The sequence below is a fragment of the Streptococcus oralis genome, assembly GCF_023110055.1.
Taxonomy (GTDB): domain Bacteria; phylum Bacillota; class Bacilli; order Lactobacillales; family Streptococcaceae; genus Streptococcus; species Streptococcus oralis_BY.
Genome location: NZ_JALDVG010000001.1, coordinates 440,541 through 466,306, shown reverse-complemented (window position 1 = coordinate 466,306; position 25,766 = coordinate 440,541). Strand labels below are relative to the sequence as shown.

22 protein-coding genes and 1 tRNA gene are annotated in these 25,766 nt (G+C 40.0%); 6 read left to right on the top strand and 17 right to left on the bottom strand.

From position 1 onward, the window contains the following. The first annotated feature begins 152 nt into the window (after positions 1-152). Positions 153-848, top strand: a complete 696-nt coding sequence (locus M1G01_RS02220) for a VIT1/CCC1 transporter family protein (RefSeq protein WP_125418122.1) — start codon at positions 153-155, stop codon at positions 846-848. Between the two features lie 39 nt (positions 849-887). On the opposite strand, the gene M1G01_RS02215 is transcribed toward M1G01_RS02220, so the two are convergent. Together M1G01_RS02215 and M1G01_RS02210 are read right to left on the bottom strand one after the other, a co-directional pair. Beyond that, positions 888-2,876, bottom strand: a complete 1,989-nt coding sequence (locus tag M1G01_RS02215; RefSeq protein WP_247931064.1) for an ABC transporter permease — start codon at positions 2,874-2,876, stop codon at positions 888-890. 1 nt (position 2,877) lies between these two features. Next, positions 2,878-3,636, bottom strand: a complete 759-nt coding sequence (locus M1G01_RS02210; protein ID WP_000173369.1) for an ABC transporter ATP-binding protein — start codon at positions 3,634-3,636, stop codon at positions 2,878-2,880. Positions 3,637-4,079: 443 nt separating this feature from the next. Here M1G01_RS02210 and M1G01_RS02205 point away from each other — a divergent pair, with 443 nt between their 5' ends. Next, positions 4,080-6,074 carry a DUF1430 domain-containing protein gene (locus tag M1G01_RS02205; RefSeq protein WP_247931063.1) on the top strand — a complete coding sequence of 665 codons (1,995 nt, stop codon included), beginning with the start codon at positions 4,080-4,082 and terminating at the stop codon, positions 6,072-6,074. A gap of 1 nt (position 6,075) precedes the next feature. Next, positions 6,076-6,726, top strand: a complete 651-nt coding sequence (locus M1G01_RS02200; protein ID WP_247931505.1) for an ABC transporter ATP-binding protein — start codon at positions 6,076-6,078, stop codon at positions 6,724-6,726. A gap of 104 nt (positions 6,727-6,830) precedes the next feature. Here the strand turns inward: M1G01_RS02200 and M1G01_RS02195 are convergent, their stop codons facing one another. From M1G01_RS02195 to M1G01_RS02185, 3 genes are read right to left on the bottom strand one after another with little or no spacing between them, the layout of a single operon-like run. Continuing rightward, positions 6,831-7,103 (bottom strand): PspC domain-containing protein, encoded by a 273-nt coding sequence (locus M1G01_RS02195; protein WP_001092797.1) that lies wholly within the window; start codon positions 7,101-7,103, stop codon positions 6,831-6,833. A gap of 59 nt (positions 7,104-7,162) precedes the next feature. Then, positions 7,163-7,606, bottom strand: a complete 444-nt coding sequence (locus tag M1G01_RS02190; protein ID WP_247931062.1) for a SprT family protein — start codon at positions 7,604-7,606, stop codon at positions 7,163-7,165. Then, positions 7,593-9,722 carry a Tex family protein gene (locus tag M1G01_RS02185; RefSeq protein ID WP_247931061.1) on the bottom strand — a complete coding sequence of 710 codons (2,130 nt, stop codon included), beginning with the start codon at positions 9,720-9,722 and terminating at the stop codon, positions 7,593-7,595. The genes M1G01_RS02190 and M1G01_RS02185 overlap by 14 nt, the downstream gene beginning before the upstream one ends. 130 nt (positions 9,723-9,852) lie before the next feature. Here M1G01_RS02185 and M1G01_RS09640 point away from each other — a divergent pair, with 130 nt between their 5' ends. Genes M1G01_RS09640 through M1G01_RS02175 form a run of 3 tightly spaced genes read left to right on the top strand, consistent with a single transcriptional unit; the run spans position 9,853 to position 11,702 of the window. Continuing rightward, positions 9,853-9,984 (top strand): SPJ_0845 family protein, encoded by a 132-nt coding sequence (locus tag M1G01_RS09640; protein ID WP_000268696.1) that lies wholly within the window; start codon positions 9,853-9,855, stop codon positions 9,982-9,984. Then, positions 9,985-10,890 (top strand): permease, encoded by a 906-nt coding sequence (locus M1G01_RS02180; protein ID WP_139689986.1) that lies wholly within the window; start codon positions 9,985-9,987, stop codon positions 10,888-10,890. Continuing rightward, positions 10,887-11,702 carry a TIGR03943 family putative permease subunit gene (locus M1G01_RS02175; RefSeq protein WP_139689987.1) on the top strand — a complete coding sequence of 272 codons (816 nt, stop codon included), beginning with the start codon at positions 10,887-10,889 and terminating at the stop codon, positions 11,700-11,702. The genes M1G01_RS02180 and M1G01_RS02175 overlap by 4 nt, the downstream gene beginning before the upstream one ends. A gap of 20 nt (positions 11,703-11,722) precedes the next feature. Here the strand turns inward: M1G01_RS02175 and M1G01_RS02170 are convergent, their stop codons facing one another. The 12 genes from M1G01_RS02170 to leuD form a co-directional block, all read right to left on the bottom strand. Continuing rightward, positions 11,723-12,334, bottom strand: a complete 612-nt coding sequence (locus M1G01_RS02170) for a tetratricopeptide repeat protein (RefSeq protein ID WP_049478179.1) — start codon at positions 12,332-12,334, stop codon at positions 11,723-11,725. 17 nt (positions 12,335-12,351) lie between these two features. Then, positions 12,352-13,401 carry a hypothetical protein gene (locus M1G01_RS02165; protein ID WP_049478178.1) on the bottom strand — a complete coding sequence of 350 codons (1,050 nt, stop codon included), beginning with the start codon at positions 13,399-13,401 and terminating at the stop codon, positions 12,352-12,354. Positions 13,402-13,409: 8 nt separating this feature from the next. Next, positions 13,410-14,183, bottom strand: a complete 774-nt coding sequence (locus M1G01_RS02160; RefSeq protein ID WP_049478177.1) for a nucleotidyltransferase domain-containing protein — start codon at positions 14,181-14,183, stop codon at positions 13,410-13,412. Between the two features lie 135 nt (positions 14,184-14,318). Further along, positions 14,319-15,269, bottom strand: a complete 951-nt coding sequence (locus tag M1G01_RS02155) for a bifunctional riboflavin kinase/FAD synthetase (RefSeq protein WP_247931060.1) — start codon at positions 15,267-15,269, stop codon at positions 14,319-14,321. Positions 15,270-15,412: 143 nt separating this feature from the next. Beyond that, the gene (gene smc, locus M1G01_RS02150) at positions 15,413-18,952 is read right to left on the bottom strand and encodes a chromosome segregation protein SMC (protein ID WP_247931059.1); all 3,540 of its coding nucleotides are present in this window, start codon (positions 18,950-18,952) and stop codon (positions 15,413-15,415) included. Further along, positions 18,943-19,641, bottom strand: coding sequence for a ribonuclease III (gene rnc, locus M1G01_RS02145; RefSeq protein WP_000661472.1), 699 nt, complete (start codon positions 19,639-19,641; stop codon positions 18,943-18,945). Before rnc ends, smc begins: the two co-directional genes overlap by 10 nt. 289 nt (positions 19,642-19,930) lie before the next feature. Continuing rightward, positions 19,931-20,002, bottom strand: a tRNA-Arg gene (locus tag M1G01_RS02140). A gap of 67 nt (positions 20,003-20,069) precedes the next feature. Beyond that, on the bottom strand, positions 20,070-21,056 hold the full coding sequence (locus M1G01_RS02135; RefSeq protein WP_247931058.1) for a GMP reductase: 987 nt from the start codon (positions 21,054-21,056) through the stop codon (positions 20,070-20,072). A gap of 173 nt (positions 21,057-21,229) precedes the next feature. Next, entirely contained in the window at positions 21,230-22,534 is a 1,305-nt protein-coding gene (locus M1G01_RS02130) for an McrC family protein (RefSeq protein WP_247931057.1), read from the bottom strand. Next, positions 22,521-24,173 carry an AAA family ATPase gene (locus M1G01_RS02125; protein WP_247931056.1) on the bottom strand — a complete coding sequence of 551 codons (1,653 nt, stop codon included), beginning with the start codon at positions 24,171-24,173 and terminating at the stop codon, positions 22,521-22,523. Before M1G01_RS02125 ends, M1G01_RS02130 begins: the two co-directional genes overlap by 14 nt. A 173-nt stretch (positions 24,174-24,346) precedes the next feature. After that, the gene (locus M1G01_RS02120; protein ID WP_247931055.1) at positions 24,347-25,126 is read right to left on the bottom strand and encodes an L-threonylcarbamoyladenylate synthase; all 780 of its coding nucleotides are present in this window, start codon (positions 25,124-25,126) and stop codon (positions 24,347-24,349) included. A gap of 37 nt (positions 25,127-25,163) precedes the next feature. Further along, a complete protein-coding gene (leuD, locus tag M1G01_RS02115) occupies positions 25,164-25,757 on the bottom strand; it encodes a 3-isopropylmalate dehydratase small subunit (protein WP_247931054.1) in 594 nt (197 codons plus the stop codon). Positions 25,758-25,766: the final 9 nt, after the last annotated feature.

Here is a 25,766-nt window from a genome sequence, read left to right as displayed (position 1 = left end):
GTTTAAAAAGGTCCAGTACAGTAGGATAGCACTACTTTTTCGGAGAAACTTCAAAGGGCCTAAAAATTAGAATAGTAGAACTTTTTTCAGATAGTTTAAAAAGTTTGTATTCCCCTACCCTTTTCTCTATAATGGAGAGAAAGGAGATGACTATGACAGAAATAAAACATGAAATTGATGCTAACTTTACAGGCCGACTCAATATCCTACGCGCAGGTGTTCTAGGAGCCAATGATGGAATTATTTCCATTGCTGGAGTCGTTATAGGTGTTGCCAGTGCGACGAGCAATATCTGGATTATCTTTTTATCAGGATTGGCCGCTATCCTCGCTGGTGCTTTTTCTATGGCCGGTGGCGAATATGTCTCTGTATCCACTCAGAAAGATACGGAAGAAGCCGCTGTCGCTAGAGAGCAATTACTCTTAGATAAAGACATCGAATCTGCAAAACAATCCCTCTATGCTGCTTACCTTCAAAATGGTGAGTGTGAAACGTCCGCCCAACTCTTGACCAACAAGGCCTTTTTAAAAAATCCCCTCAAAGCCTTAGTTGAGGAAAAATACGGTATCGAGTATGAAGAGTTTACCAATCCTTGGCATGCTGCGATCTCTAGCTTTATCGCCTTTGTACTGGGAAGTCTTCCTCCTATGCTTTCCATTATCATCTTTCCAAGTAACTATCGCATTCCTGCTACTGTTTTTATCGTTGCCCTTTCCCTTCTCGTCACTGGCTATACCAGTGCTAAATTAGGCAAGGCTCCTACGAAAACTGCTATGATCCGTAACCTCTGTATCGGACTTCTAACTATGGGAGTGACTTACCTATTTGGACAACTCTTCAGCATTTAAGATAAAAGAAATACCTCGATAAACATCGAGGTATTTTTTTTACATTTGCACAATCTTGCGATAGCTTCTTGAGGTAATCATAAAGATCAAGACATAGACGATGAGGAAGATGGCACAGATGGACAGAGTGACAGTCAACATCATGGTTGCATCTAGTACCCCAATGACTTTTAGAATGAGGCTAAGCATATGATAGGCAAAGGCAAGGTGTAGGAAAGCAAAGAGCAATGGGAGGAAGAAAACAGTTAGGACCTGTTTATTAATGGTTTGCTTGATTTGCTTTTGATCGAGACCGACTTTTTGCAAAATGATAAATCGTTCACGGTCTTCATAGCCTTCAGAGATTTGTTTGTAGTAGATGACGAGAACCGTTCCCACCATAAAGATGATAGAGAGGAAGATACCGATGAAGAAGACTCCACCAAAGAGAGCACTCATCTGCGCACTACTATCAGCCAGATTGCTTCCGTAAACATAGCTTCCTTCTTTGTTTATTTCTCTATTAAAGTTGTTAACGAATTTTGAATAGTCATCTGCAATTTTAAGCTGCTCGTCCTCGCTAGCCGTTACATTCATACCACCATAGTATTGATTAAAGATGGAAGAGTTAGGATGTTGGTCAAGAAAGGCTTGTAAGTCAGGAACAACCAGATAGTTATAGTCCGAAGTTAGGATATTGTACTGATTTGGGACATGTTCAAGAATAAAATCTTTCTTGATTTCTTCTTTGATCGTGTAGGTCTGGTCATTCAGAGTCAGTTCTTTTTGACCTTGAAGTTGCTTGTTTTGAGCAAACAATCCAACTTCCTTACCTGAAAGTCCAAGTTTCTGTCCTGTCATATTCTCATAGTCTTTTTGGTCAAAGACCATAAAAATAGTTTTCGGTTGAACACGATTTTGACCTTTCTCAAAGATTGTCAATTTCGTACCTTCTTGATTTGCCACACCAAAGTTACTGTATGTAAGAACTTCTTTCTTTGTGACAGTCAATCCTTTATCACTAGCATACTTGTTCAAGAGTTTTTCGATGTCTTCTTTTTCAACATTCTGTCCTGTAATCCCAAAATCATGTGGATTCATGACCTTCTTGAAGTTTTCTGAAGCCTTAAAAATACTTGTTGCAGCAGACATTGTCACCAAGACCATGGTTGAGAGAATTGCAATCGTTGCCAGACCAACCGCATTTTTCTTCATTCGGAAAATGAGATTGGATACAGAAATCATGTTGTTGGGTTGGTAATAATAACGCTTGTTTTTCTTCAAGATTTTTAGGAAAACTGTAATCCCTGCATTGAAGAGAAGATAAGTTCCCAAAATTACCAACAAGACTGCTACGAAGAAAATCAGAACAGCATTAAGTGGATTTTCAACGGTAACTGCTAGGTAGTAGCCAGTTCCCATACTAATCAAACCTAGTATAGTTTGAAGACCTAAGAAACGTCCTTTTTTCTCACCACTGGCCTTCTCACGAGAGAGCTGAAGGGCATTCATGCGTGCAATACGAAAGGCATTGATAAAAATCAGACCTAGGAAGATAGCTCCAAAGACGATGAGAACTAGGATAAAGACAATTGGTTGGAAAGTCGAAACGAGCTCCACTTTCATCTTCATCAGCTTCAGAAGAAGGGCGAAGATTAGCTTATCAAAGAGAGCTCCTAGACCGAGACCAGCTGTCAAGGTTAAGGAACCAAAAATAAGAAGCTCCTTAAAAACCATACTGATCAAATGGCGCTTTTCGAGACCCAGCATACCATATACACCCAGCTCCTTGGAGCGGTTCTTCATGACAAAACTATTGGCATACAGGACAATAATTCCAGAAGCGATGGTAACAACTACCATACCGAGAGCGAGGGTCATAGAGATAGTTTCTCCCCCTCGTATCTTGCCAATATTAGGATTAAGTGACAGTGAGTAAAAGAGATAGGTGATGGTCACTGCTAAGAGAACAGCAAGGGCAAAGGGATAGTAGAGTTTGCGGTTTTTAATCAAGTTGGATGCCGCTAACTTATTGGTTAATCGGAACATACTAATTCACCTCGCTTGCCATAACAGTCAAAGTATCAGAGATTTCTTGGAACATCTGACGCTCTGTCTTGTCTCCACGGTAAATTTGGTTGTAAAGAATGCCGTCCTTGATAAAGAGAACTCGCTTGGCCCTGCTGGCTGCTGCCGTTGAGTGGGTTACCATAAGAATAGTTTGACCGCGTTCATTGATTTCATCAAATACATCGAGTAAGGCTGCAGATGACTTGGAGTCAAGGGCTCCTGTTGGCTCATCCGCAAGGAGAATTTCAGGTTCTGTGATGATGGCGCGTGCTACTGCTACCCGCTGTTTTTGACCTCCTGAGATCTCGTAAGGGTACTTCTCTTGCAATTGGTTGATGCCCAGATTTTCAGCGGTTACTACCAATTTCTTCATCATCTCTGTGATAGGTTTTCGTGATAATACTAGCGGAAGCAAGATATTGTCCTTAACAGACAGGGTATCTAGCAAGTTAAAGTCTTGGAAGACAAATCCCAACTTTTCCCGACGGAAACTCGAAGCCTGTGAATTTTTAATAGTGGCTGTGTCTGTTCCGTTTAGGTAAACCTGACCACGAGTTGGTTTGTCAAGCATTGCTAGGATGTTGAGTAGGGTAGACTTCCCTGAGCCAGACTCTCCCATGATAGCAACGTAGTCACCCTTTTCTACAGTAAAGTGAATGTCTTTGAGTGCTTCTACTTGGTTGCCTTGGAAACGTGTTTTATAGATTTTTTGAACGTGTTTTACATCTAAAAGTGTCATGATTTTCTCCTTCTTAATATCCCATCATTTGAAACTGTGCTTGCATCATAGCGCATCCTAGTTGAACACGCTTGATATCTTTTTGACTTGGTTTTCTTGTTTTCTTTTGTAAAATTCTTTTCATGGTTTTGCTCCTTTGTTCTTTATGAGTCTAGTTTATCGCAAAAAAAGATGGCTTGCCATAACCTAACCTTACAAAAGAGACTTTAATCTTACATTTTTGTAAGATTGAAGAATATTTTTGAAAATAGCTACTATAAAAAGCCATAGTATTGCTTGTTTTATCCTTAAAATAATAGTAAAATTAAATTATGAAAAGGCTTTCTTTGACGTCTTGTAAAAGAATTAGCTTTCTGATAATTATTTTTAAAAGTGCTAAACTATCATTCGTATCGCTGCTATAAGGAGGGAGGTTCAGCCCCTCTTTTTAGAAAGAGGTTCCTATGAAACGTGTTTTTCTCTTCATCAGCAATCTTATTTTAACTTTCTTTCTCATTGCCACTCTGTCCTTTTTGAAAGACTCTCTTCCACAAATCCTGTTCCCGGGTGCAGCAGTATTAAGTGGGCAAGCAGATTATTCTACCGTTAAAGAAGAATTAAATAGTCTTGCTAAAGAACATAATAGTCTTATCGCAAGAACCATTTGGGAAGTAGATAGTGATGGAAAATCACAAACTTACTACGAAGTTTTTGGAGATGGGAAACTCCCAGACTGGATGCCTCCAGCAAGTCAAGAAAGCATTCACAAGAGCGATCTTCTCAACAACTACAATATTATCAGCGGATCCCTAACTAGTCAAGAATTGGCCACTCATCTGAAAGAACTTGGACTAGAAAAAGCGAATGCATTTGAAAATGACAGAGTATCCTTTGTACTTGCCCTCTTTACCCAACCTAATCAGCTTACCAGTATGTTAATCTTTTTGCTGACTTTCTTAGCTTTGATTGTTATTGGCCAAATTCAATCTCTCTCTCAGTCAGGGATTCGATTGATTTCTGGAGAACAACTGAGCCATCTCTTCTTTCGTTCTCTCGCAAGAGACGGACTTGATATCCTTCTTTTTGGTCTACCTGCTTTGCTGATAGCAAGTGTCTTGCTCATTTCCCTAGGATATCCTTATGACGTTCAAACTTTTTTAGGAATACTTTTTATTCTTTACAATAGCCTACTTTTCTTACTTAGCCTCCTAATTGCCCTTCTTTTTACCATTTCTTTAAAAAAAGTTCATCTCCTCTCTATCATCAAAGGGAAATTGCCAATCAAGTCAATCCTACGCATTCTCTACTTTGGTCAGGTACTTGCCATTCTACTGGTTATTGTAGGATTTGGACGAATGTCTACTTACTATCATATCCTTGAAAAAAATGAGGCTGGACAAGCTACTTGGGAACAACGCTCCAATGTTGTCAATCTTCAAACAGGGCGTTCCAGTCAGATGAAAAATTTAGATGAACTGCAGACAAATGCTGATAAATGGTTTGACTTTATTCAGCATGCTATAGATAATGAGAATGCCTTCCTTATTAAACATAATCTAGTTGAGCAAGCTCTTAAGCAAGCTACCTCAAATCATAATGAAACTGAAAATAACCCTTATGGTGTGGAAGGAAAAAATATTCTCTATGTAACACCTAACTACTTCAAAAAAGAAGGTATAAAGTTAACATCAGAAACCTTTCAAAAAATCAACACCCTCAAAGATGGACAGATTCTTGCCATACTCCCAGAAGAACTACAAAAAAATGAAAAAGATATAAAATCAACCTTGCAACAAGAGTTAACCAACCGATTATACAGTAGCAAGTCTAATCAAACTGTCGAAGTTAGTATAGCTTATACCAATCAAAAAAATGATGTATTTCTCTGTAATACCGCCCATATTGCTTATGATCAATGGTTATCAAATCCCATCTTTCTTGTGCTTTCTCCTAAAGCACTTGGCAAGGCTTCCTCCATCTTCTGGTTTACAAATCTAGAATATCTCTATTTTACAGACCTCCACCAGACACAAGAACTTTTGAAACACTATCAACTTGATCATATGGTCTCAGGGCTATCGTCTGCTAGGGAAACCTATCTCCAGTTAAATCAAAAAATTAAAATAGAAATTTTTAGTAACTTAGCGAGTGCTATGTTTGCTATTTTGACTTCAATTTTGCTGTTTACAAGTTTAAATCTGCTCTATTTTGAAGCCTTTCGCAAAACCATATTCTTGAAAAAAATAGCAGGCTATTATTTCTTTGAATTACACAATAGATATATCACTTCTCAAATAGCAGCTCTCTTCATTGGAAGTAGTATAGCACTATATATCTCTAAGAATTTATGGATTACGCTGTTTCTATTTTTCAGCTTTTTAAGTTTAGCCGTTCTTCTATTGAAAATCTGTGATAAGAAGGAAAGCAAAACCTATGTTAGCATTATCAAAGGAGGATAGTATGATTGAATTGCAACATATTTGGAAACAATTTGGTTCTCGTATTATTTTTTCAGACTTGAATCTGAATTTTCAAAGTGGTATGGTGTATGCTTTGATAGGAGACAGTGGTTGTGGAAAAACCACTTTGCTCAATATGCTTGCAAAACTAGAGACTTTCGACAAAGGAGAAATCGTTTACAAAGGAAAGTCTTTGACTTCAATAAAAAATGAGGAATTCTATCGTAACGAGCTAGGTTATCTCTTCCAGAACTTCGGACTATTAGAAAGTCAGACCATTCGAGAAAACCTTGAGCTGGGACTGATTGGCAAAAAACAGAACAAGAAACAAGAAAAAGAGAGACTTCTTCTTCAAGCACTACAAGCTGTCAGACTAGATTATCTAAGTCTCAACCAAAAAATCTATGAATTATCTGGTGGTGAAGCTCAACGCGTAGCGCTTGCTAAGATTATCCTGAAAAATCCTCCTTTAGTTTTAGCTGATGAGCCTACCGCCTCGCTAGATCCAAAAAATTCCAAGGAAATTATGGAAATTCTCCTTGAACTTCGTAATGCTAATAGAACAATTATCATCGCAACTCACAATCCTAGTATTTGGAAAATGGCTGATCAGGTAATTCATCTCTCTCAAGATGGAAAAGAATATACTTAAATATCAAAATCCCTTGTGGCTAAATAACCACAAGGGATTTTCAGTCATTTATGCTGCTTCTTTTAAGTAACATAGTGCAAATAATAAATTTTCCCTGTTAAATCTCACCAAAACCAGCCATCATTGTCTTCAATGGCTTGGGCTTCCTTACGTTTGCGTGGTCCTGTTCCGTACATTTCGGCTTCGATTTCTTCCTTAGTTGGCAGGATAGAGGCAAGGATGATGTAGATTATCACACCAATTCCAAAATTTGCTACGGTAAAAATGGCGAAGAGAAAGCGGACTAGGGTTACATCAAAATTCCACTTGTCTGATAGCCCAGCTAAAACTCCTGACACCATACGATTTCGTCTCATTTTATAAAATTTTGTATTCATGATTGTTTCCTCTTTCGGTATTCTTACAAGTAGTATAGCATGAAACAGGTTCACAAACATCAGTCCTTAGGCCGATTTAAGATGACGAGTTTGCCACGGCAGACGCCACAGCGATAGCGTTTTGTATCAACCTTCCTCTTGCGTTGATAGCGTTGCTGGCAGTATTGGCACTGATAGACCAGGAAATTACTTTGGTCTTTCAAATGGGGAACAAAGCGCAGTCCATCCACTTCTTTCAATAGTTCCTTAAATTCTCGGTCCCTATGTCGATAACCCTTTTTCTGAAAATAAAGATGATAGTGGCAGAGTTCATGGCGAACGATTTTGCGAAAGACTTCCAAACCAAGTTCATTATAGACCTTGGGATTAAAATCCAAATGCCCATCTTTAGGGAAAAATCGCCCACCTGTCGTTCGCAGACGAGAATTCCACTGGGCTTGGTGCGTGAAAGCTCTACCAAAGTCTTCGAGGGAAACAGACTGAACGTACTCAGTTAGATTCATCTGGAGCTAGGAGCGACAGATTGACTTTTTCACGTTCAGTATCGATTTTTTTAACCCAAACCGTTACCAAATCTCCGACTGAAACCACTTGGCTGGGATGTTTGATAAATTTGCGACTCATGTGGGAAATATGAATGAGGCCATCCTCGTGAATTCCGATATCAACGAAGGCACCGAAGTCAACGACATTCCGTACCACACCTTCCAGCTTCTGTCCGACAACAAGATCCTTGATGTCCAGTACATCTTGACGGAGAACTGGAGCATCAAAAGAGTCACGGAAATCTCGACCTGGTCTGAGAAGGTCGGCAATGATATCTTTTAGGGTTTCTGGGCCAACTTCTAGCTCTTGCGCCATTTCTTTGACTGAAAGTGACTTAAGTTTATTTTGTGCTTCTTCATTCAAGTCCTTGATATCCAAGCGTTTGAAGAGTTCCTTAACTGCAGCGTAGTTTTCTGGGTGAACTCCTGTATTATCGAGGATATTGCTACTTTCAGGGATACGAAGGAAACCTGCAGCTTGCTCAAAGGCCTTGGCACCCAGACGGGGAACCTTCTTGATTTGAGCGCGTGAAGTGATTTTTCCTTCTTCCTCACGGTATTTGACAATATTTTCAGAAATGGTTTTATTGAGTCCAGCTACGTGGGAAAGAAGAGCTGGGCTGGCTGTATTGACATTGACACCGACTTGGTTTACCACGGTATCGACGACAAAGTCCAGACTCTCAGATAGTTTCTTCTGACTAACATCGTGCTGGTATTGCCCGACACCGATTGACTTAGGATCGATTTTAACCAATTCGGCAAGGGGATCTTGCAAACGACGGGCGATTGAGATAGCAGAGCGTTTTTCAACGGTTAATTCTGGAAATTCCTGACGAGCAAGTTCACTGGCAGAATAGACAGAGGCACCACTTTCATTGACGATGACATAGCTGACTTCTGGAAAATCTTTCAGAACTTCCGCTACAAAGGCTTCACTTTCACGGCTAGCCGTTCCGTTTCCGATAGCAATGATTTCCACACCGTATTGACCGATCAGGTCGGCTAAGTCTTTCTTGGCTTCTTCAATCTGACGAGCAGAGGCTGGTTTAACGGGATAGATGACTTGGGTCGTCAGCATTTTCCCCGTCGCATCAACGACAGCCAGCTTGGCACCTGTACGAAAGGCAGGGTCAAACCCTAAAACCACGCGCCCTTTTAGCGGAGCAACCAAGAGGAGATTGCGCAGGTTGTCAGAAAAGAGTTGGATCGCCCCTTCTTCTGCCTTTTCGGTTAATTCTGTCCGAATACGGCGCTCGATAGCAGGCAAGACCTTTTTCTTAACTGACTGTTGAACAACTTCATCAATATAGGCATTTTTCACCTTGAAACGAGCAGTAAAGAAAGCTAGGATACGATCCGTTGCATGTTCAAAGCCAACTTTCAAGACGCCTAATTTTTCCCCACGATTGAGGGCTAAGGTTCGATAGCCCTGCATGTTGCCAACTGTCTCTGAAAAATCATAATAAATCTGAAATACTTGTTTTTCATCAAGACTCTCATCCTTGACCTGCGAAGTGATTTTAGAGTGTCTCAACACTTCCTGATAGGTCATAGCACGTAGATTGACATCTTCAGATAGGGCTTCTACCAAAATATCAACTGCCCCAGCCAAGGCTTCTTGACCAGTCGCAAATCCTTCACAGACAAACTTCTCAGCTTCTTTCTCCAAGTCAGCTACATCCTGCAAAATCAAGCGAGCAAGAGGAAAGAGTCCAGCTTCACGGGCAATAGTTGCCTTGGTTCGACGTTTTTCCTTATAAGGAAGATAGAGTTCTTCTACGTCTGCTAATTTCTCAGCTGCCAAAATAGCTGCTTCCAATTCCTTGGTCAGCTTGCCTTGTTCTTGAATCTTAGCCAAGACAGCTTCCTTACGGTCATTGAGATTTGTCAGACTTTTATCCAAGTCGATAATGGCCTTAATCGCCACCTCATCCAGACTACCAGTCATGTCCTTTCGATAACGCGCGATGAAGGGAATCGTCGCCCCTTCTGCCGTTAAACTTAGAACAGTATCGATTTGCTTTAAGGTTACTCCCAAATCTTGGGAGATTTTTTCATATTTTTTATCCATATACCTATTATACCATAAGGAACTGCTCTTGTTTTGCCTTACCTGTTTTTGCATCTTTGATTATCAAAATAATCCCTTTTCCACAAAATAATAGTATAATAGAGGTAACATTTAGAAAAGAGGTAGGCCCATGGCTGTTAAATTTACAAAAACGGATGATTTGGACAAGATGTTTGAAGAATTCGCCAAACTTCCTGACTTAACACAAGTCACTTTCCCAGATGACAAAGACAAAAAAGAAAAAGTTGAGAAGAAAAAATAGATGACTGTTTTCCAATCTCTTCCTCCTAGTGTATTACAAGCGGGGGCTATTTTTCTCTCCATCATGATTGAAGCCCTTCCTTTTGTTCTAATTGGGAGTCTCATTTCAGGCTGGATTGAAGTCTATATCACACCTGATAAAGTTTATGAGTTTCTTCCTCGCAATCGTTGGGGGAGAATCTTTTTTGGTACCTTCATTGGCTTCCTCTTTCCATCCTGCGAATGTGGAATCGTTCCGATTATCAATCGTTTTCTGGAAAAGAAAGTGCCCAGCTACACGGCCGTTCCTTTTCTGGTGACTGCTCCCATTATCAATCCTATCGTTCTTTTCGCCACTTATTCCGCCTTTGGCAATTCAATAAAACTTGCCTTCTTGCGAGCGCTGGGAGCCATTGTGATTGCTTTGGTGCTTGGGATTTTCCTAGGATTTTTCTGGAAGGAACCCATTCAAAAAGGGAATCCTATTGCTTGTCATGAACATGACTTTTCACACTTGAGTACCTCTAGAAAAGTGTTTCAGGTCTTTATACAAGCTATTGATGAGTTTTTCGATATGGGGCGTTACTTGGTCTTTGGCTGTCTCTTTGCGGCTATCGTGCAGGTCTATGTCCCGACTCGGATCTTGACCTCTATCAGCGCAAGTCCAGTCCTTGCGATTCTCTTGCTCATGTTTTTAGCCTTTCTCCTCTCTCTTTGTAGCGAAGCGGACGCCTTTATCGGTGCTTCTCTCCTCTCGAGCTTCGGCCTAGCGCCAGTCCTTGCTTTTCTGGTCATTGGCCCCATGCTTGATATCAAAAATCTCCTCATGATGAAACACTATCTCAAAGCACGCTTCATCTGGCAATTCATGGGCATCGTGACAGTGCTTGTCTTGCTTTATTCTTACATGTTGGGGGTGATGCTATGATCCGATTTATCATTCTACTAGGTTATTTTGCTCTGACCCTTTATCTGCAGCTATCTGGCAAGCTCAGTCACTACATCAACCTCCACTATTCCTATCTAGTCTATATTTCCATGCTCCTTTCTCTTCTATTGGCTCTGGTCCAATTCTACATCTGGATCAAGAAAATCAATTCTCACAGCCATTTGGAAAGTCGTCAAGCTAGACGAATCAGCATCCTTTTACTGTCACTACCTCTGTTGATTGGAGTTGCCTTTCCTACCGTAAGTTTGGACTCGAGAACCGTTTCTGCTAAGGGATACCATTTCCCACTTGCTGAGGGAATCGACACAGCCATTCAGGCAAGCGAAGGAACATCCAGTCAATACCTCAAACCCGATACCAGCACCTATTTTTCCAAATCTGCTTATGAAAAGGAAATGAGGTCTACAGCTGATAAATACCTCTCCCAATCAACCATTCAGGTTACAGATGAAAACTATATGGAGGTCATGGAAGTTCTCTATGACTATCCTCAGGAGTTTGAAGGAAAGAAAATCGAATTTACAGGCTTTGTTTATAACGATCCTAGCCATCCAGATAGCCAGTTCCTCTTTCGCTTTGGCATCATCCACTGTATCGCTGACTCTGGTGTATATGGACTCTTGACCAAGGGGAACTCACGCCAGTATCCTGACAATACTTGGATCACCGCTAGAGGAACCCTGACCCTTCACTACCATAAAGAACTCAAACAAAAACTCCCAACACTTGAGGTTGAGAGTTTCACAAAAGTAGACAAACCAGAAAATCCTTATGTCTATCGCGTGTTTTAATAAAAAGTAGCCTGAACAGGCTACTTTTTATTATTTAGCAATTTTCTAACCTCTTGAGCACCAATCTGATCGCCTGCCTTTTCAAAAAGAGCGATAGCTTGTAAAAAATTTTCATGTGATTCTTCAGGATTTTGTATCGAACCAATCTCTCCTAAACCTCTATAAGCACAAGCTTGGGCAATCAAATCATCTGTTTGCAAAGCTTGTTTTAAGGACTGTTCCATATACATGAATGCTTCTGCTACTTTCCCTAGCTTTAATCGTAAATAACCTTGCTCATAATTGTTAACAGAAGATTTGAGGGTATCCTCTGTAAAAGCTTCTTCAATGATTTTTTGCTCTCTTTCGATATAGAAAAGGGCTGTTTGAAATTCATTCATTTCACGATAAACCATGGCTAACTGATGATAGCCTATATGTTCATTTTCTGGGTCGCTTTTAGTTCGTGCTAAGTCAATGTAACGCTGATAGATACTTAAGCACTCGTTGTATTTTTGCTCTTCAAGATAAATATACCCCATCAAATTTAACAAACTAAAATCTGTGCAAGTTTCCAATAAAAAATCAGCTTCAACTAATTTTTTAGCCTCATTAATCTTACCCTCAAACAATAAATCCCATGCTTGATTCATACATATCCTCCCGCTTCTTACGTTGTATAGAAAAAAATTGACAAATCGCTATCAGACTCGTATTTTTTCCAAGCTAAACTGAAGCCATAATAATCTTCAAATTCAGGGTGCCAGTCATAATAAAGTGGGACACGACTATACTTTCTCGCTACAACTTCGTCTTCAAATTCTGGAGACTCCCCTGCTGTAATACCAAATTGAAAGCCATTTAGTTCCCAAGTATTTCCCCAAACGTTTTCATCAGAGAGAACATCGATCCATCTAGAAGCATCAATATCAAAATCTGCACATAATTCCAGCTCATAGAATCTTCTACAGTTAATCTCTGAAGGCTTAATATAAAGGGCAACATCTACTTGGTACTTTGTATCTTTGACTTGAACCTGCGTAATTTTCATTGGAATTGGAACTCCATTTAATTCTAACCAGAAATAGCCTAAGGGAGTTTTGATACTATAATATTGCTGATTAGCAGGTTTAACATTTTTAGAGCAAGCATCAAGCATTCTTCCCAGCTTTATTATATTTCTACAAACGTTTTTCGAAGTGATTGGGTCGAAATGTGAATACCTACGAATGACACGTTTTAACTTTTCAACAGGAAAAGTGATATCCTTTGGTAGGGCATGATACTTCTGTACAACTAAAGCAGTTTTTTCAGTATTTTCCTTCCCGACTGGGACAATAACAGCGTGTCCTATATGGATATTTGGGTCATCACAGATATACGTATAGCCATTCCCTCCCTCCTGAAACTCAACCACAACAAGATTTAACTCTTGATCTGGATCAAAGAGAGGCTCTACCTTTTCTACTTCTTGGCGCTCATAAAAAGTAAAGTGATCTCCATCCCCGTCTTCGCCAAAAACCATGAAACTGCCACACTCAGGGCACTTCCACATATAAAATGACGCTTCAGAAATATCATCATAAGAAATTTTATTATGGTCGTCAGCTTTATTTATGATTTCTTCAAACAACTCATCCGAATAAACTGAATAAGCATTTGGATCGGGCGCTCGGTGGTCATTCATTGCTTGCCCACATTTACATGTCCATTTACCCATAAAAAACCTCAGTCGTGGCCTAATTCTTCAAGGAAAAATTGATTTAGAGCTTTCCACTCTTTCTTTTCCTCTCTAACACTTTGAACGTATGCATCCAACTCTTGGATGTTAGCTAAAATATAATCTTGAATTGGCATTATCGGATCAATTTCCATACCTTCAGCTCCCTTGACCTTGATATCAAGCAATCTTAACACATGCTCTTTCATCTCATCAGGAAGCAATTCTTTGACCAAATCGTCAAATAAAATTGGAGGAACAGAATGGTATTTTTCAATCCAACGACAGGCCAAAATAGGACGCAGCGCATAGAAATACTTTTTAGGTTTGACCTTGTCTCCTGAAAGATACTTATTCATTTGAGTTCTAGCAGTGTTCAAGTAATGGTAGAGCATTTTCTTCTCAGAAAAATACTGGTTGGCAAGAGGACGCATGCGCTCGATAAAATCCGTTTGTCGATAGACAATTGGTGACTGTAACCATTCAAACAGTGTAGGATTTGACTTATAAAGGAGTTTTAAAGTCTTGTCTAAATCCCAACCACTCACATCCCAAGTATCGTCAATTGGTAGCTCGATAACATCACGCTGTTCATTTAAACGGAGATAAAAATCTTGCTTGTGTTTGTAGATAAATCGTACATCAAAGTCACTATCGGGAGACTCAAAACCCCAGGCACGACTACCAGACTCGATAGCCCATAAAACTCTGACACCATAATCACGCTCAATTTCTGCTAATTTTTCCGGTACCAGAACATTCATTTCTTCTTGCGTTTGCATAATAAAGCCTCGTCTATATTCTGAGCATAAGTAGATGCTAAAATAGGGAATTATGGGAACTAAAAAGAATTATATCACTCTTTCAAAACTACAATCAAATAAACTAAACCTTCTATAAGCTTATTCAGACGTTTTCTATACCTGAGCCCCTTGAATGACAGAATCTCCATCCTTCCAGTTTCGAGCAATCTCTTCGTCTTTCTGGAGTTGGTCAACCAGTTCCTCTACGGAGTCAAATTTGATCATATCGCGGACACGGTCCAACCAGTAGACCATGACTGTCTCACCGTAAATATCGTCTGAAAAGTCGAAAATATTGACTTCAAAACGTGGTTCTTCACCATCAAAGGTAACATTTTTTCCAACACTTGCCATTCCACGATATCTCTGACGTTGCACTTCGATATCGACTACGTAAACACCGTCTGCCGGCATATAGGTTCGGTCTCTTAGGACCAGATTGGCTGTTGGATAACCGATAGTACGCCCACGAGCATTTCCATGAACGACCATTCCGCGAGATGGGAGCGGAGTGCCGAGCAGATGATTGACTTCCTTTACATCTCCATCAAGAATAGCCTGACGAATCCGTGTAGAACTAATCTTGCCCTTTTCGTCTTCGACCGGAGGAACAATGATGATCTCTCCATCAAAATAATCCTTCAGGTCATCCGCAGTTTTCTTATCAGAGCCAAAGGTATAGTCAAATCCTGCTACGATAATGGCTGGTTTTAAAGCTCTAACATAAGTATCAAAGAATTCTTGACCCGTTAAACTAGCAAATTTGCTACTAAAGTCGAGTAAGAATAGAGCCTCTACTCCATGCCATTTCATCTTGTGCTCCCGTTCTTCGTGATTGACGATATGGAGCATGAGTTCAGGTTGGTAAGGTTGTAAGGCAAGTTTTGGCGATTCTGTAAAGGTCATCACGACAACTGGCAGATAATCCTTCATAGAAGCCTTGCTAGCTACTTCAAAGAGTTTCTGATGTCCCTTGTGGATGCCATCAAAATAACCTAGTACAAGGACTGTATTACCTGGTACTGCAATATCTTTTTCGTTCTTAATAGGTACTGTTGTAATCATGAAACTATTATATCATAGAGAAAGTCTTTTCGCTAAGAGGAAATCCCAAATGTCGTTTTTTGCGCCTGAACTGACCTTGATGGACAATTCAAGCTATGAGTTTTAAAAAATAGCACCTCCTAAGAGATGCTATCATTTGATAACTAGTCTACTGTTTCTTCCAAGTCTTTTAACTTAACCGAAACAATCTTAGACACACCTGATTCTTGCATGGTAACTCCATAGATAGAATCCGCTGCCGCCATCGTTCCCTTACGGTGGGTCACAACGATAAACTGACTATCCTTGTCAAAACGATTGAGGTAATCCCCAAAACGTTTGACATTGGCTTCGTCCAGTGCCGCCTCTACCTCATCCAAGATAACAAAAGGAATAGTTTTGACTCGAATGATAGAGAACAACAAGGCCAAAGCCGATAGGGCTTTTTCACCACCACTCATGAGGTTGAGAGACTGGATTTTCTTACCTGGTGGTTGAACAGAAATCTCCACACCAGCTGTTAAAAGGTCGCCTTCAGTCAATATCAAGTCTGCCTGACCTCCACCAAACATCTGTCTAAAGGTCACTTTAAAGGACTCACGAATAGCTTCAAAGGTTGATTTAAAGCGTTCCTTAACCTCATCATTCATCTCTGTGATGGTCTCAAGGAGCAGGTTTTTCGCAGACAAAATATCATCTCGTTGACTATTTAGGAAATCCAAACGATTGTGGACTTCTTCGTACTGGTCAATAGCTTCTATATTGACAGGACCGAGTGAGCGAATAGCCTTCTCAAGATCTTTAACCTCTTGCTCTGCCAAAGTGAGATTTTCCAGTTCATGAGCCTTTTCTAGAGCCTCTGTGTAACTGATCTGGTACTGGTCTGTTAATTGAGCTTGTAGATAGCGCAAGCGTTCGCTGACCTTTTCCTTCTTAGCTTCAGCACGTGTTTGTTTACGAATCCACTCTTCGTTCTGCTGGCGAGCCTGATCCAAATGGCTGGCAATATCATCCAGCTGACCTTCGATATCATCCAACTCAAACTGCTTGCGAATCAAACCTTGTTGGAGGTTTGTTTTCTGAGTTTTGGCCTCTTCCACCTGCTGACTTAGCAGATCCGTATCAACCTTCTCAAGATTATCAACCTTTTCTTGGAGGAGACGTTGGATTTCCTCTTGTTCGAGATTGAGGTTATCCAATTCCTTACCTAGGCGTTCAATATCAGTCACTTCATAGCGCTTTTGTCCTTGCAGTTCTGACTTAAGCAAGCGCGCTTGAGAGATCTGTTCCTGCAAGTTTTGATATCGTTCTTGAATAGCGTTTTTATTCGACTTAATCTCTTCAATCTCAGCTTCTAGATTTTGCTTTTCACTTGCGATAGTAGTAAGGCGCTCTTGGCATTTTTCCTTATCCGCTTGCCAATCTCCTTCAGTAAGGCGATTTAATTCCTCTTCTTGAAGTTTCCAAAGCGTTTCCAGTTCTTCGACCTGCTGATTGGTTTGTTGATAGGCTAGGTACAAACCTTGCTCCTGAATACGAGCTTGCTCGCCTTGAGATTTGATAGCTTCTAATCTTTCTGCCAATACCGCCATCTCATCTTGCAATATCTTCAAACTTTCTTCTTCTGATCGCAAACTAGCTTCTTCTTCAGCAATTTCTTTTTGTAATTGCTCCAGCTCTGGCTTGATGAAAATACTATTGTTTTGACGATTAGCACCACCCGCGTAGGAACCACCTGTACGCAATTCGGTACCATCAAGCGTCACCATGCGAACCTGATAACGAACTTGGCGAGCTGCCGTACGCGCATGTTCTACGGTGTCAAAGATAGCCGTCGTAGCTAGCAAATTCTTAAAAATGGCTTCTAATCTCTTGTCAAACGACACCAACTCATCAGCCATACCAAGGAAGCCTGGACTTGCTGCGATAGCATCTTGATTCTGACTAGAAATCGTACGAGCCTTGATAGTCGTCAGTGGAAGAAAGGTTGCACGACCAGCTCTGTTACGTTTGAGGAAATCAATCGCCTTGGTTGCCGCATTTTCATCTTCTACGATGATATGCTGACTGCTAGCTCCAAGCGCAATCTCTAGGGCAGTTTGATAATGCACATCAAAGGTCAAATGTTCACTGACTGCACCAATGATCCCACCAAGACGGGCTTTTTCTTGAAGAACACTCTTAACACCCGCATAAAAATTACTATGATTTCTTAGGATGTTTTTCAAACTCTGGGCTCTAGCCTGCTTGTTTTTGAGACTGTCTAGACAATCAAAGAGTTGGCTCTGCTGGGCTTGGTAAGAAACTTTCTGCTCCTCTTGTTCCTTGGCACTAGCTTGGTAGTCTGCCAATAATTTCTGAACTTTCTCCTTGGCAGTTTCAAGCTCAGCCTGTTGTTGACTGGCCTTCTCTTTAGCTGTAGCCAGTTGTTCTTTCAGTTTCTCAAGTTGATCTGCTTGTTTTTGAGATAACTGACGGCTGTTCTCTAGTTCATTCTCGATGCGGGTCAACTGGTTTGAGACATCCGCTTCTTCTTGTAAAAGAGCCACAAAACGTTCACGCAAGAGCTCAATCATTTGGTCAGGATCATCTGAAAATGCCAACAACTCCGCTTCTAAACGATTGAGTTCCTTGTTGTTTTCAGCTAGACTTTCCTCTAACTGTTCCAAATTCCCTTCTTTTTCAGCCTTTTCCTTACTTAGAGCCTTTCTCTTATCTTCCAAAGTCGCCAAACGGGCTTGTGCTTCTTGTTGATTAAGGGCTACTTGCTCGGATTCCAGTTTGGATAGGGCTAGTTTTCGCTCTAAGTCACTGATCAAACTAGTCAAATCCATCAAGCTCCCTTGGTCTTTAGCCATTTCAGCTTGCAGATCCTGACGTTTCTTTTTAAGAGTTTGATTTTCCTCTTCTAACTCTTCACGTTTTTGGTAATAGCTAGTCAAAAGTTCCTGAACCTGAGTTAGTTCTTCCTCGGTCAGCTCCAGTTCAGCCTTGTTTTCCTTGATTTGGGCAACCAGTACATCCAAATAAATTGCCTTGCGTTGACCATCCAAGTCGAGAAACTTACGAGCATTCTCGGCTTGTTTTGCAAGGGGCTTGATTTGATTGTCTAACTCATAGATAATATCCTCTAAACGGTCTAGGTTGTCCTGAGTTTGCTGTAGTTTGCTTTCTGTTTCTTTTCTACGAGTCTTGTACTTTAAAACTCCAGCAGCTTCTTCAAAAATAGCACGGCGTTCCTCTGGCTTGGAATTAAAAATCTCCTCAACCTTCCCTTGGGAAATGATGGAGAAGGAATCCCTTCCCAAACCTGTATCCAAGAAAAGGTCGTGCACATCACGCAAGCGAACTTTCTTGCCATCAATTCGATACTCGCTATCACCACTACGATAGATATGACGTTCTACCTTAATGATTTGCCCCGCATCCTTGATAAAACCATCTTCATTGTCCAAGGTCACGACAACAGAGGCATAATTGAGCGGTTTGCGACTTTCAGTCCCAGCAAAAATGACATCAGGCATCTTACCCCCACGCAGACTCTTGACACTGGACTCTCCCAAGGCCCATCGCAGACTTTCCGTGATATTTGACTTCCCAGAACCATTGGGCCCAACGACAGCTGTCACACCTTGGTCAAAGACGACCTTGGTCTTGTCAGCAAAGGACTTGAATCCCTGAATCTCAATCTCCTTTAAATACATGAATCCAGCCCTTTCTCAACTGCATTTTTGGCGGCCTCTTGTTCTGCCAATTTTTTAGAACGACCTTGACCTTTTCCGATACTCTTGCCCTCAACCAGAACTTCTACATCAAAAACCTTGTCATGGGCAGGTCCCGTTTCAGAGGTCACCTGGTAACGAATATCTACATCTCCATTGACCTGGAGCAACTCTTGCAGGTGTGTCTTGTAATCCTTAATCATTTCAAAGTCACCTGCTTCAACCTTGGGGATCATGACCTGATAGATAAACTCTTTTACTCTAGCAACATCCTTGTCTAAAAGCAAAGCACCCAGAAAGGCTTCAAAGGCATCACCAAGAATGGTGTCACGATTGCGACCACCAGACTTTTCTTCTCCTTTTCCTAGCTTGATAAACTGATCAAACTGGCAATCACGCGCAAAACCAGCCAAACTTTCCTCACGGACAATCATGGCACGGAGCTTGGACAAATCTCCCTCTGGTTTCTTAGGATATTTTTTATACAGATATTCTGAAATCAATAATTGCAGAACAGCGTCTCCTAAAAATTCCAAGCGTTCATTGTGTGAAATTTTTAAGAGGCGGTGCTCATTGGCATAACTCGTATGAGTAAAGGCCGTTTCCAGTAAGTTTTTGTCTGCAAATTCGATTGCAAAACGCTTCTTTAGTACAGTTTGTAATTCTTTCATACCAACCTCTTTCTAACTGATAACAGTCTCTTTTATTATATCAAAAAAAGCCCCCTGAGTCACTTTAAAACGGAACTAGAGGGGATTTGGATATTCATTGAAATGAGATTTTCAGTTTTATACTCAATGAAAATCAAAGAGCAAACTAGGAAACTAGCCGCAGGCTGTACTTGAGTACGACAAGGCGACGTTGACGTGGTTTGAATTTGATTTTCGAAGAGTATTAGGGGGCAAACTTTGGACGAGATAAAGAAAAAGCCTTACTTAAGGCTTTCATAGGCTATTTACATCCACCCTGAGGGAATCGAACCCCCATCTCAAGAACCGGAATCTTACGTGATATCCATTACACTAAGGGTGGAAACTTGTCTTATTATAACAGAAATTTGCTCTAATAACAAGTTTTTTATTGGTGGATTAACCGTCCGTTAGTGTGAAGCATCCCCGTTCCAGATAGAGTTTTTCACGATAACATAATCAACGTGTTTAAGGTCAGCAACCTTGCGTCCACCTGCATAAGAGATAGCACTTTGCAAGTCCTGCTCCATCTCAGTAAGGGTGTCTTGCAAATGCCCTTTAGCAGGCAGTAAGATGCGTTTACCTTCCACATTTTTATAGGCTCCTTTTTGATATTGAGAAGCTGAACCATAGTATTCTTTGAATTGTTCGCCATCGACTTCAATCGTCTTCCCTGGGCTTTCGATGTGTCCTGCAAAAAGGGAACCAATCATGACCATGCTAGCACCGAAACGGATAGACTTGGCAATATCGCCATGAGTACGAATCCCACCATCAGCGATGATCGGTTTACGCGCTGCTTTAGCACACCAGCGAAGTGCTGCCAACTGCCAGCCACCTGTACCAAAACCTGTCTTGACCTTGGTAATACAAACCTTACCAGGACCGATTCCAACCTTAGTGGCATCCGCTCCAGCATTTTCCAATTCACGCACAGCTTCTGGTGTTCCTACGTTACCAGCAATGACAAAAGTATCTGGTAATTCTTTCTTGATGTGTTGGATCATAGAAATCACGCTATCCGCATGACCATGAGCAATGTCAATCGTGATATACTCAGGAGCATCAGCCTTGAGTCGGCTAACAAAATCATACTCGTAGTCCTTGACACCGACTGAAATAGAAGCAATGAGCCCTTGATCGTGCATGCGTTTGATAAAAGGAATTCGCCCAGCTTCATCAAAACGATGCATAATGTAGAAGTATCCGCCTTTAGCCAATTGCTCTGCAACATCCTCATCCAAAATCGTTTGCATATTGGCTGGTACAACAGGTAGTTTGAAAGTGTGATTTCCAAGTGTGACACTCGTGTCTGCTTCTGCACGGCTTTTAATGACACATTTATTTGGGATCAGCTGAATATCTTCGTAATCAAAAATTGGAAATTCATTTAACATATCGATGTCTCGTTTCTTTTGTAATGACCTACCTATGCTTACGCATCCCTACGCCTTTTTCCGACGTTTCCTTGACATATTATAAATCAAAGTACAGTTTTTGTCAAATATTTTCAATAATCAAATTATATTGTTCGGAAATTACTTATATAAATAGCAAAAAAGTGAAGAGACTATTTTCTCCCCACTTCTTCATCAATAATCGCTTTAAAATTTTCTTCTGAGCTTTCCATCATTTTACAAAATTCATTATAAGATGAAGTTTTTTGAGGGATTTGGATAGACCATTTCTTCAACAAAGCTCCATAACCTGCTAGCTCTCCTATCTCACTATTTACTGATTGCTCTATACTAGGAAAAATCAATCCAGCTTTCTCAGCTTTTAAAATATGAGAATAGGAAATCAGCTGGAATAAGTCCTCACGGTTGATTCCTTTTTCAGTAAACTCCAGTTTCTTATATTTTGCATTTAGAACAATCTTTCGTTCTCTGTCATAAAAATCTGGATATACCTTTCGTTTCCCAACAGAAAATACTGAAATTCCGTCCGTCTTATCCTTATTTCTGGGATGTACAAAACCTTTTGGCAACAAGGTGTAAACATACTCTTCCCAAAGCCAGGCAACATCAAAAAGAATACCATGGATTTTTTGCTCTTGATATCCTAAACCGTGCTTTTCTTGGTTTAGGATCATCAGGCAAAGCTCTTGCAACTTTCTGTACTCTCTGAAATAGGCATGTCGAATAGGTTTGGTTTTATTCATTCTGATAATCTTGGCACGATTAGCTAGTTTATAAGCTGGAGTCACACGCGTAATTTCTGTCATATTTTCACGATTACTATCAAGCAGAACTCCGAAACTTTTCTGATTCTTTATGTACTCAATCGTATGTCGAATCAACTGCATGAGTGGATTATCATAGGTGAACTCTCTCGTTGTGTAGGCAACATTTCCCATAAAAGGAAGGTTTTTCTTGAGATGATTTCTTACATCAATCACTCCCTTTACATGACTGTCGTTATGAGAAAATCGCTGGTATTCCTTATACAGACCTTTTCGAATTGCAGTTTGTAGATACTTGGGGAAGAGATACATCAAAAGTTGATAGAGCTTATCTTCACGCGACAAAGCTACATCTAAACTAGTGAGATTGATATGAAGAACCTTTTGTAAAAGATAATGCAAAAAATGGTCGTTACTTTCATCAGAAAAACGAGAGGAAATCGTCAATTTTTCCTGACCACACCCCAGAAAACCAATCACATTTCCAGTCTTAATTTCCTGATTGACAGTTTCAAAAATCTTTTGGTCCTTCTCTAAATCTGGAGTATGAGTCAAATCATTTGGAAAAATAAAGATATTATCCTCTCTAGAAAGGTTATCCAGTGTTCTATCAAGAAGAGCTTGACTTAGTTTGGGATATTCTGCGACAAAATCTTCTTTAGCAATTTTATGCTGATTATCAGTTATCCGCATCTTTATCACCAGTATCTTGGAATTCTGTTTGCTCGTTATTTGTCAGATTAAATGCTTTTTTCAATGTTGCCAGAGTTTCAGATTCCTTATAAGAACCCCGTAAGTAATCTTCCAAAAGTGGTTTGAGATAATCAGACCAGAGTAATTCATAGTCAAAATCCACTTCCTTCAATTTAAGGAAATAACTTGGACCGATATGATAATGACTATTTAGCTCCTGAACTTTTTCGATTTCAGCATTCAAGTTTCTTAGACGAATTTTAGCTTCTTCGGCATGGATATTCAGCTCTTTATCCAACATTCCAACTTGACTCTCGGCAGTAACTTCAACAAAACGGAAACGACGACGCATAGCAAAATCAAATGTATCCACTGATCGGTCAATATCATTCATGGTTCCGATGATGTAAACATTTTCGGGGATATAAAACTTTTCATCCGTCTCATGTAAATTAGCATACTGGGTAGAAACACTTCCCTTTTCACCACGATAACCAGGGTCGATAGAGAAAAAGAGTTCACCAAAAATCTTAGAAATCTCCCCACGATTGATCTCATCGATAATAAAAACGAATTTCTTGTCTGTGTTGATCTTTGTTGGAGAGACATAATCTTTCAGACCAAATCTTTTCTTTAAAGTTTCAAGGACTTTTTTTCCTTGGTTACGATAAAAGGGCTGTTTCAGATAATTTTCGTCTTTATAGAGTTCATAAACATAAGATTTTGTTAAGACAGTTCCTTTGGCTTTAGTTTCATAATTGATATTAAAATTATTTCGACTATTTACTGTTAGATAGGAAAATTCTGTCAAATATTCTTTTTCATCTCTACTATTAACATACTCAAGATAAAGATCCCAAGCTTCATCAAAATTATCTTGTCCTCCAGTTTTCTGAGCTTCTTTAGCCTTCTGACAGAACTTCTTAAAAATTCCGTCCTCTAGCTTAAACTCAATAGCTCCATCGCCATTTGATACCGGTCTCAACCCCTCTACAAAATCCGTATAATCATAGGAAGGGTGAAATTGTACAAAGCCGATTTGATCTTCATTACCACCCGTTAGCTCTGTCGCTATTTCTTTAGCAAGATAAGTTTTTCCTGTACCAGGAGCACCACGGAGGATGAGGTTTTTGGATTTTTCTAATTTATTTAAATAGTCAATAATATTATTATTCATAACAACTTCCTCTATATTTCTTCTGTATGTACCATTTAAAATAGATTTATATAAATTGATACGTTCCTTATTTCTGTCACAGTTGATGGTTTGTCTTGCACCTTTTTTACGTTGGTATTCCCATCCACCATCTACTTTCAACCATTTAACACCAATACAATGTTTAAATGTTTTTTTAGATTCGTCAAAATAATAAGGTTTCACACATTGACCAATTCCTAAAATTTCCTTAAACCCTGAGGTAGCTATTATGTAATCATCTTTTTTTATGTCATGAGCAAATTTCCAAATAAATTTATCTCTCTGTTTTCCTTGCTTTAATTCTTGATGATTATTATAACCTAAAATATTAGATAAATTAGAATCAAAATCTATACAAGCAATATTTTCATCCTTAAATAATGACCAGACCTTTCCACCTCCTCCTGCAACTATCATCCAATAATTTACTTTCTCTTCCATTTTGTTACTCCATTTTCATATATAGGAAAGTTAGTATCCAAGATTACTTAATCCTACTTTCATTTATTTCATATATAGAATATCATATCCTATATAAAAAGAAAAGAATTTCTAAAGAAAAAGCCTAGTGTAGAGGTTTTCTTCCCTTTCAACACTAGACTTCTTTATTTATCTTAGTAATACTCACCCTGACGGTAGTCCCATGAGTTAAAGGTATCTGACAGGTGCATCATGATTTTATCAATGTCAAGCCCTTTACGGATCACAACTGGAGCTGGTGAGATTGAACGAGCTCCTCCTTGTTCTGGGATGAGTTTGCCGTCTTTATCAACCATGGACACCATAACACCTTGCTCGTAGCGAGTTTCGATTGTTTTGTCCGGTTGGATAGATGCCACATAGTCGTCTGCCTCGATGACAAGGTCCACTGCTCCTTCTATACGTTCTCCGATACCTTCCACCTTACCGCGGTTTCCTTTTCCAGATGGGTTAGCTGATGAGGCGTAGACCATTTTACCTTCTTCCCACAGTTTAGCAGCCAATTGTTCACCAGCTTTACCAAACTTGATGACAAAACAGCTAGTACCACGAACGTCTGTCATGAGCTCTTCACGGCCATCACCGTATCCTTTAAGTTTTTCAAAAGCTTCTAGTTTCCATGGAAGGATACAACCGAGGAGAATGTCTTCGTCCCAATGTTTTTGGTAGAAGGCTTCAATTTCTGGGTTGAGTTGTGCTAAAGCGCGAAGCTCATCCATGCTACCGCAGAGGACAACACCTGGTTTGTTACGGTTACGCTCTTTGGCTGCGAACTTACGCTCAAGTCCTGCTTTATCGCTAGTCATGATAATGTAACCAACTTTTGTAGGGCAAACGATACATCCGCCCTCACCTTTTAAAATGTCATAGCCTTCTTGAGAAAGTGTTCCGTTCCATTGAATGTGTTTTGTCATAGTTCTATTTCCTTTTCTATTTTTATTCTATTCTATTCTATTCCTGCCAATAGGCTGGGCGTTGTTTTTCATAAGCAGCAATCAAATCTTCGTACTGCAAGGTAATACCGATATCATCCAAACCATTTAAGAGCTTGTGTTTCCATTCACTATCGATTTCAAAAGTGAATTCTCCAACTGGTGAGATGATTTTTTGTTGTTCTAAGTCCACGGTTACCTGGTCAGTCGGTTGTAGTTGGGCTAGTTTCTCTCGAACATCTCTGGGCTGGACAATGGGCAACATGCCATTATTGAGTTCATTATTGTAATGAATGTCTCCAAAAGACCCTGCAATCACGACCTTAAAACCGTAGTCTGCTAGAGCCCAAGCTGCGTGTTCTCTGGACGATCCTGCGCCAAAGTTATCCCCTGAGATAAGGATACTGGCTTTTCGGTATTCTGGTCGGTTAAAAACAAAGTCTGGATCCTCAGTATACTTGTCGTCCAAATAACGCCAAGCATACATGAGGTACTTACCAAAGCCTTTCTTATCAATTAACTTGAGAAACTGCTTGGGAAGGATTTGGTCAGTATCAATGTTATCATTCATAAGAGGAACGGTCGTTCCCGTATAAACTGTAAATTTCTCCATATCCTCTCC

Coding starts and splice junctions, on each gene's coding strand:
- M1G01_RS02220 (WP_125418122.1), top strand. CDS start 153: ATGACAGAAATAAAACATGAAATTGATGCTAACTTTACAGGCCGACTC.
- M1G01_RS02215 (WP_247931064.1), bottom strand. CDS start 2,876: ATGTTCCGATTAACCAATAAGTTAGCGGCATCCAACTTGATTAAAAAC.
- M1G01_RS02210 (WP_000173369.1), bottom strand. CDS start 3,636: ATGACACTTTTAGATGTAAAACACGTTCAAAAAATCTATAAAACACGT.
- M1G01_RS02205 (WP_247931063.1), top strand. CDS start 4,080: ATGAAACGTGTTTTTCTCTTCATCAGCAATCTTATTTTAACTTTCTTT.
- M1G01_RS02200 (WP_247931505.1), top strand. CDS start 6,076: ATGATTGAATTGCAACATATTTGGAAACAATTTGGTTCTCGTATTATT.
- M1G01_RS02195 (WP_001092797.1), bottom strand. CDS start 7,103: ATGAATACAAAATTTTATAAAATGAGACGAAATCGTATGGTGTCAGGA.
- M1G01_RS02190 (WP_247931062.1), bottom strand. CDS start 7,606: ATGAATCTAACTGAGTACGTTCAGTCTGTTTCCCTCGAAGACTTTGGT.
- M1G01_RS02185 (WP_247931061.1), bottom strand. CDS start 9,722: ATGGATAAAAAATATGAAAAAATCTCCCAAGATTTGGGAGTAACCTTA.
- M1G01_RS09640 (WP_000268696.1), top strand. CDS start 9,853: ATGGCTGTTAAATTTACAAAAACGGATGATTTGGACAAGATGTTTGAA.
- M1G01_RS02180 (WP_139689986.1), top strand. CDS start 9,985: ATGACTGTTTTCCAATCTCTTCCTCCTAGTGTATTACAAGCGGGGGCT.
- M1G01_RS02175 (WP_139689987.1), top strand. CDS start 10,887: ATGATCCGATTTATCATTCTACTAGGTTATTTTGCTCTGACCCTTTAT.
- M1G01_RS02170 (WP_049478179.1), bottom strand. CDS start 12,334: ATGAATCAAGCATGGGATTTATTGTTTGAGGGTAAGATTAATGAGGCT.
- M1G01_RS02165 (WP_049478178.1), bottom strand. CDS start 13,401: ATGGGTAAATGGACATGTAAATGTGGGCAAGCAATGAATGACCACCGA.
- M1G01_RS02160 (WP_049478177.1), bottom strand. CDS start 14,183: ATGCAAACGCAAGAAGAAATGAATGTTCTGGTACCGGAAAAATTAGCA.
- M1G01_RS02155 (WP_247931060.1), bottom strand. CDS start 15,269: ATGATTACAACAGTACCTATTAAGAACGAAAAAGATATTGCAGTACCA.
- smc (WP_247931059.1), bottom strand. CDS start 18,952: ATGTATTTAAAGGAGATTGAGATTCAGGGATTCAAGTCCTTTGCTGAC.
- rnc (WP_000661472.1), bottom strand. CDS start 19,641: ATGAAAGAATTACAAACTGTACTAAAGAAGCGTTTTGCAATCGAATTT.
- M1G01_RS02135 (WP_247931058.1), bottom strand. CDS start 21,056: ATGTTAAATGAATTTCCAATTTTTGATTACGAAGATATTCAGCTGATC.
- M1G01_RS02130 (WP_247931057.1), bottom strand. CDS start 22,534: ATGCGGATAACTGATAATCAGCATAAAATTGCTAAAGAAGATTTTGTC.
- M1G01_RS02125 (WP_247931056.1), bottom strand. CDS start 24,173: ATGGAAGAGAAAGTAAATTATTGGATGATAGTTGCAGGAGGAGGTGGA.
- M1G01_RS02120 (WP_247931055.1), bottom strand. CDS start 25,126: ATGACAAAACACATTCAATGGAACGGAACACTTTCTCAAGAAGGCTAT.
- leuD (WP_247931054.1), bottom strand. CDS start 25,757: ATGGAGAAATTTACAGTTTATACGGGAACGACCGTTCCTCTTATGAAT.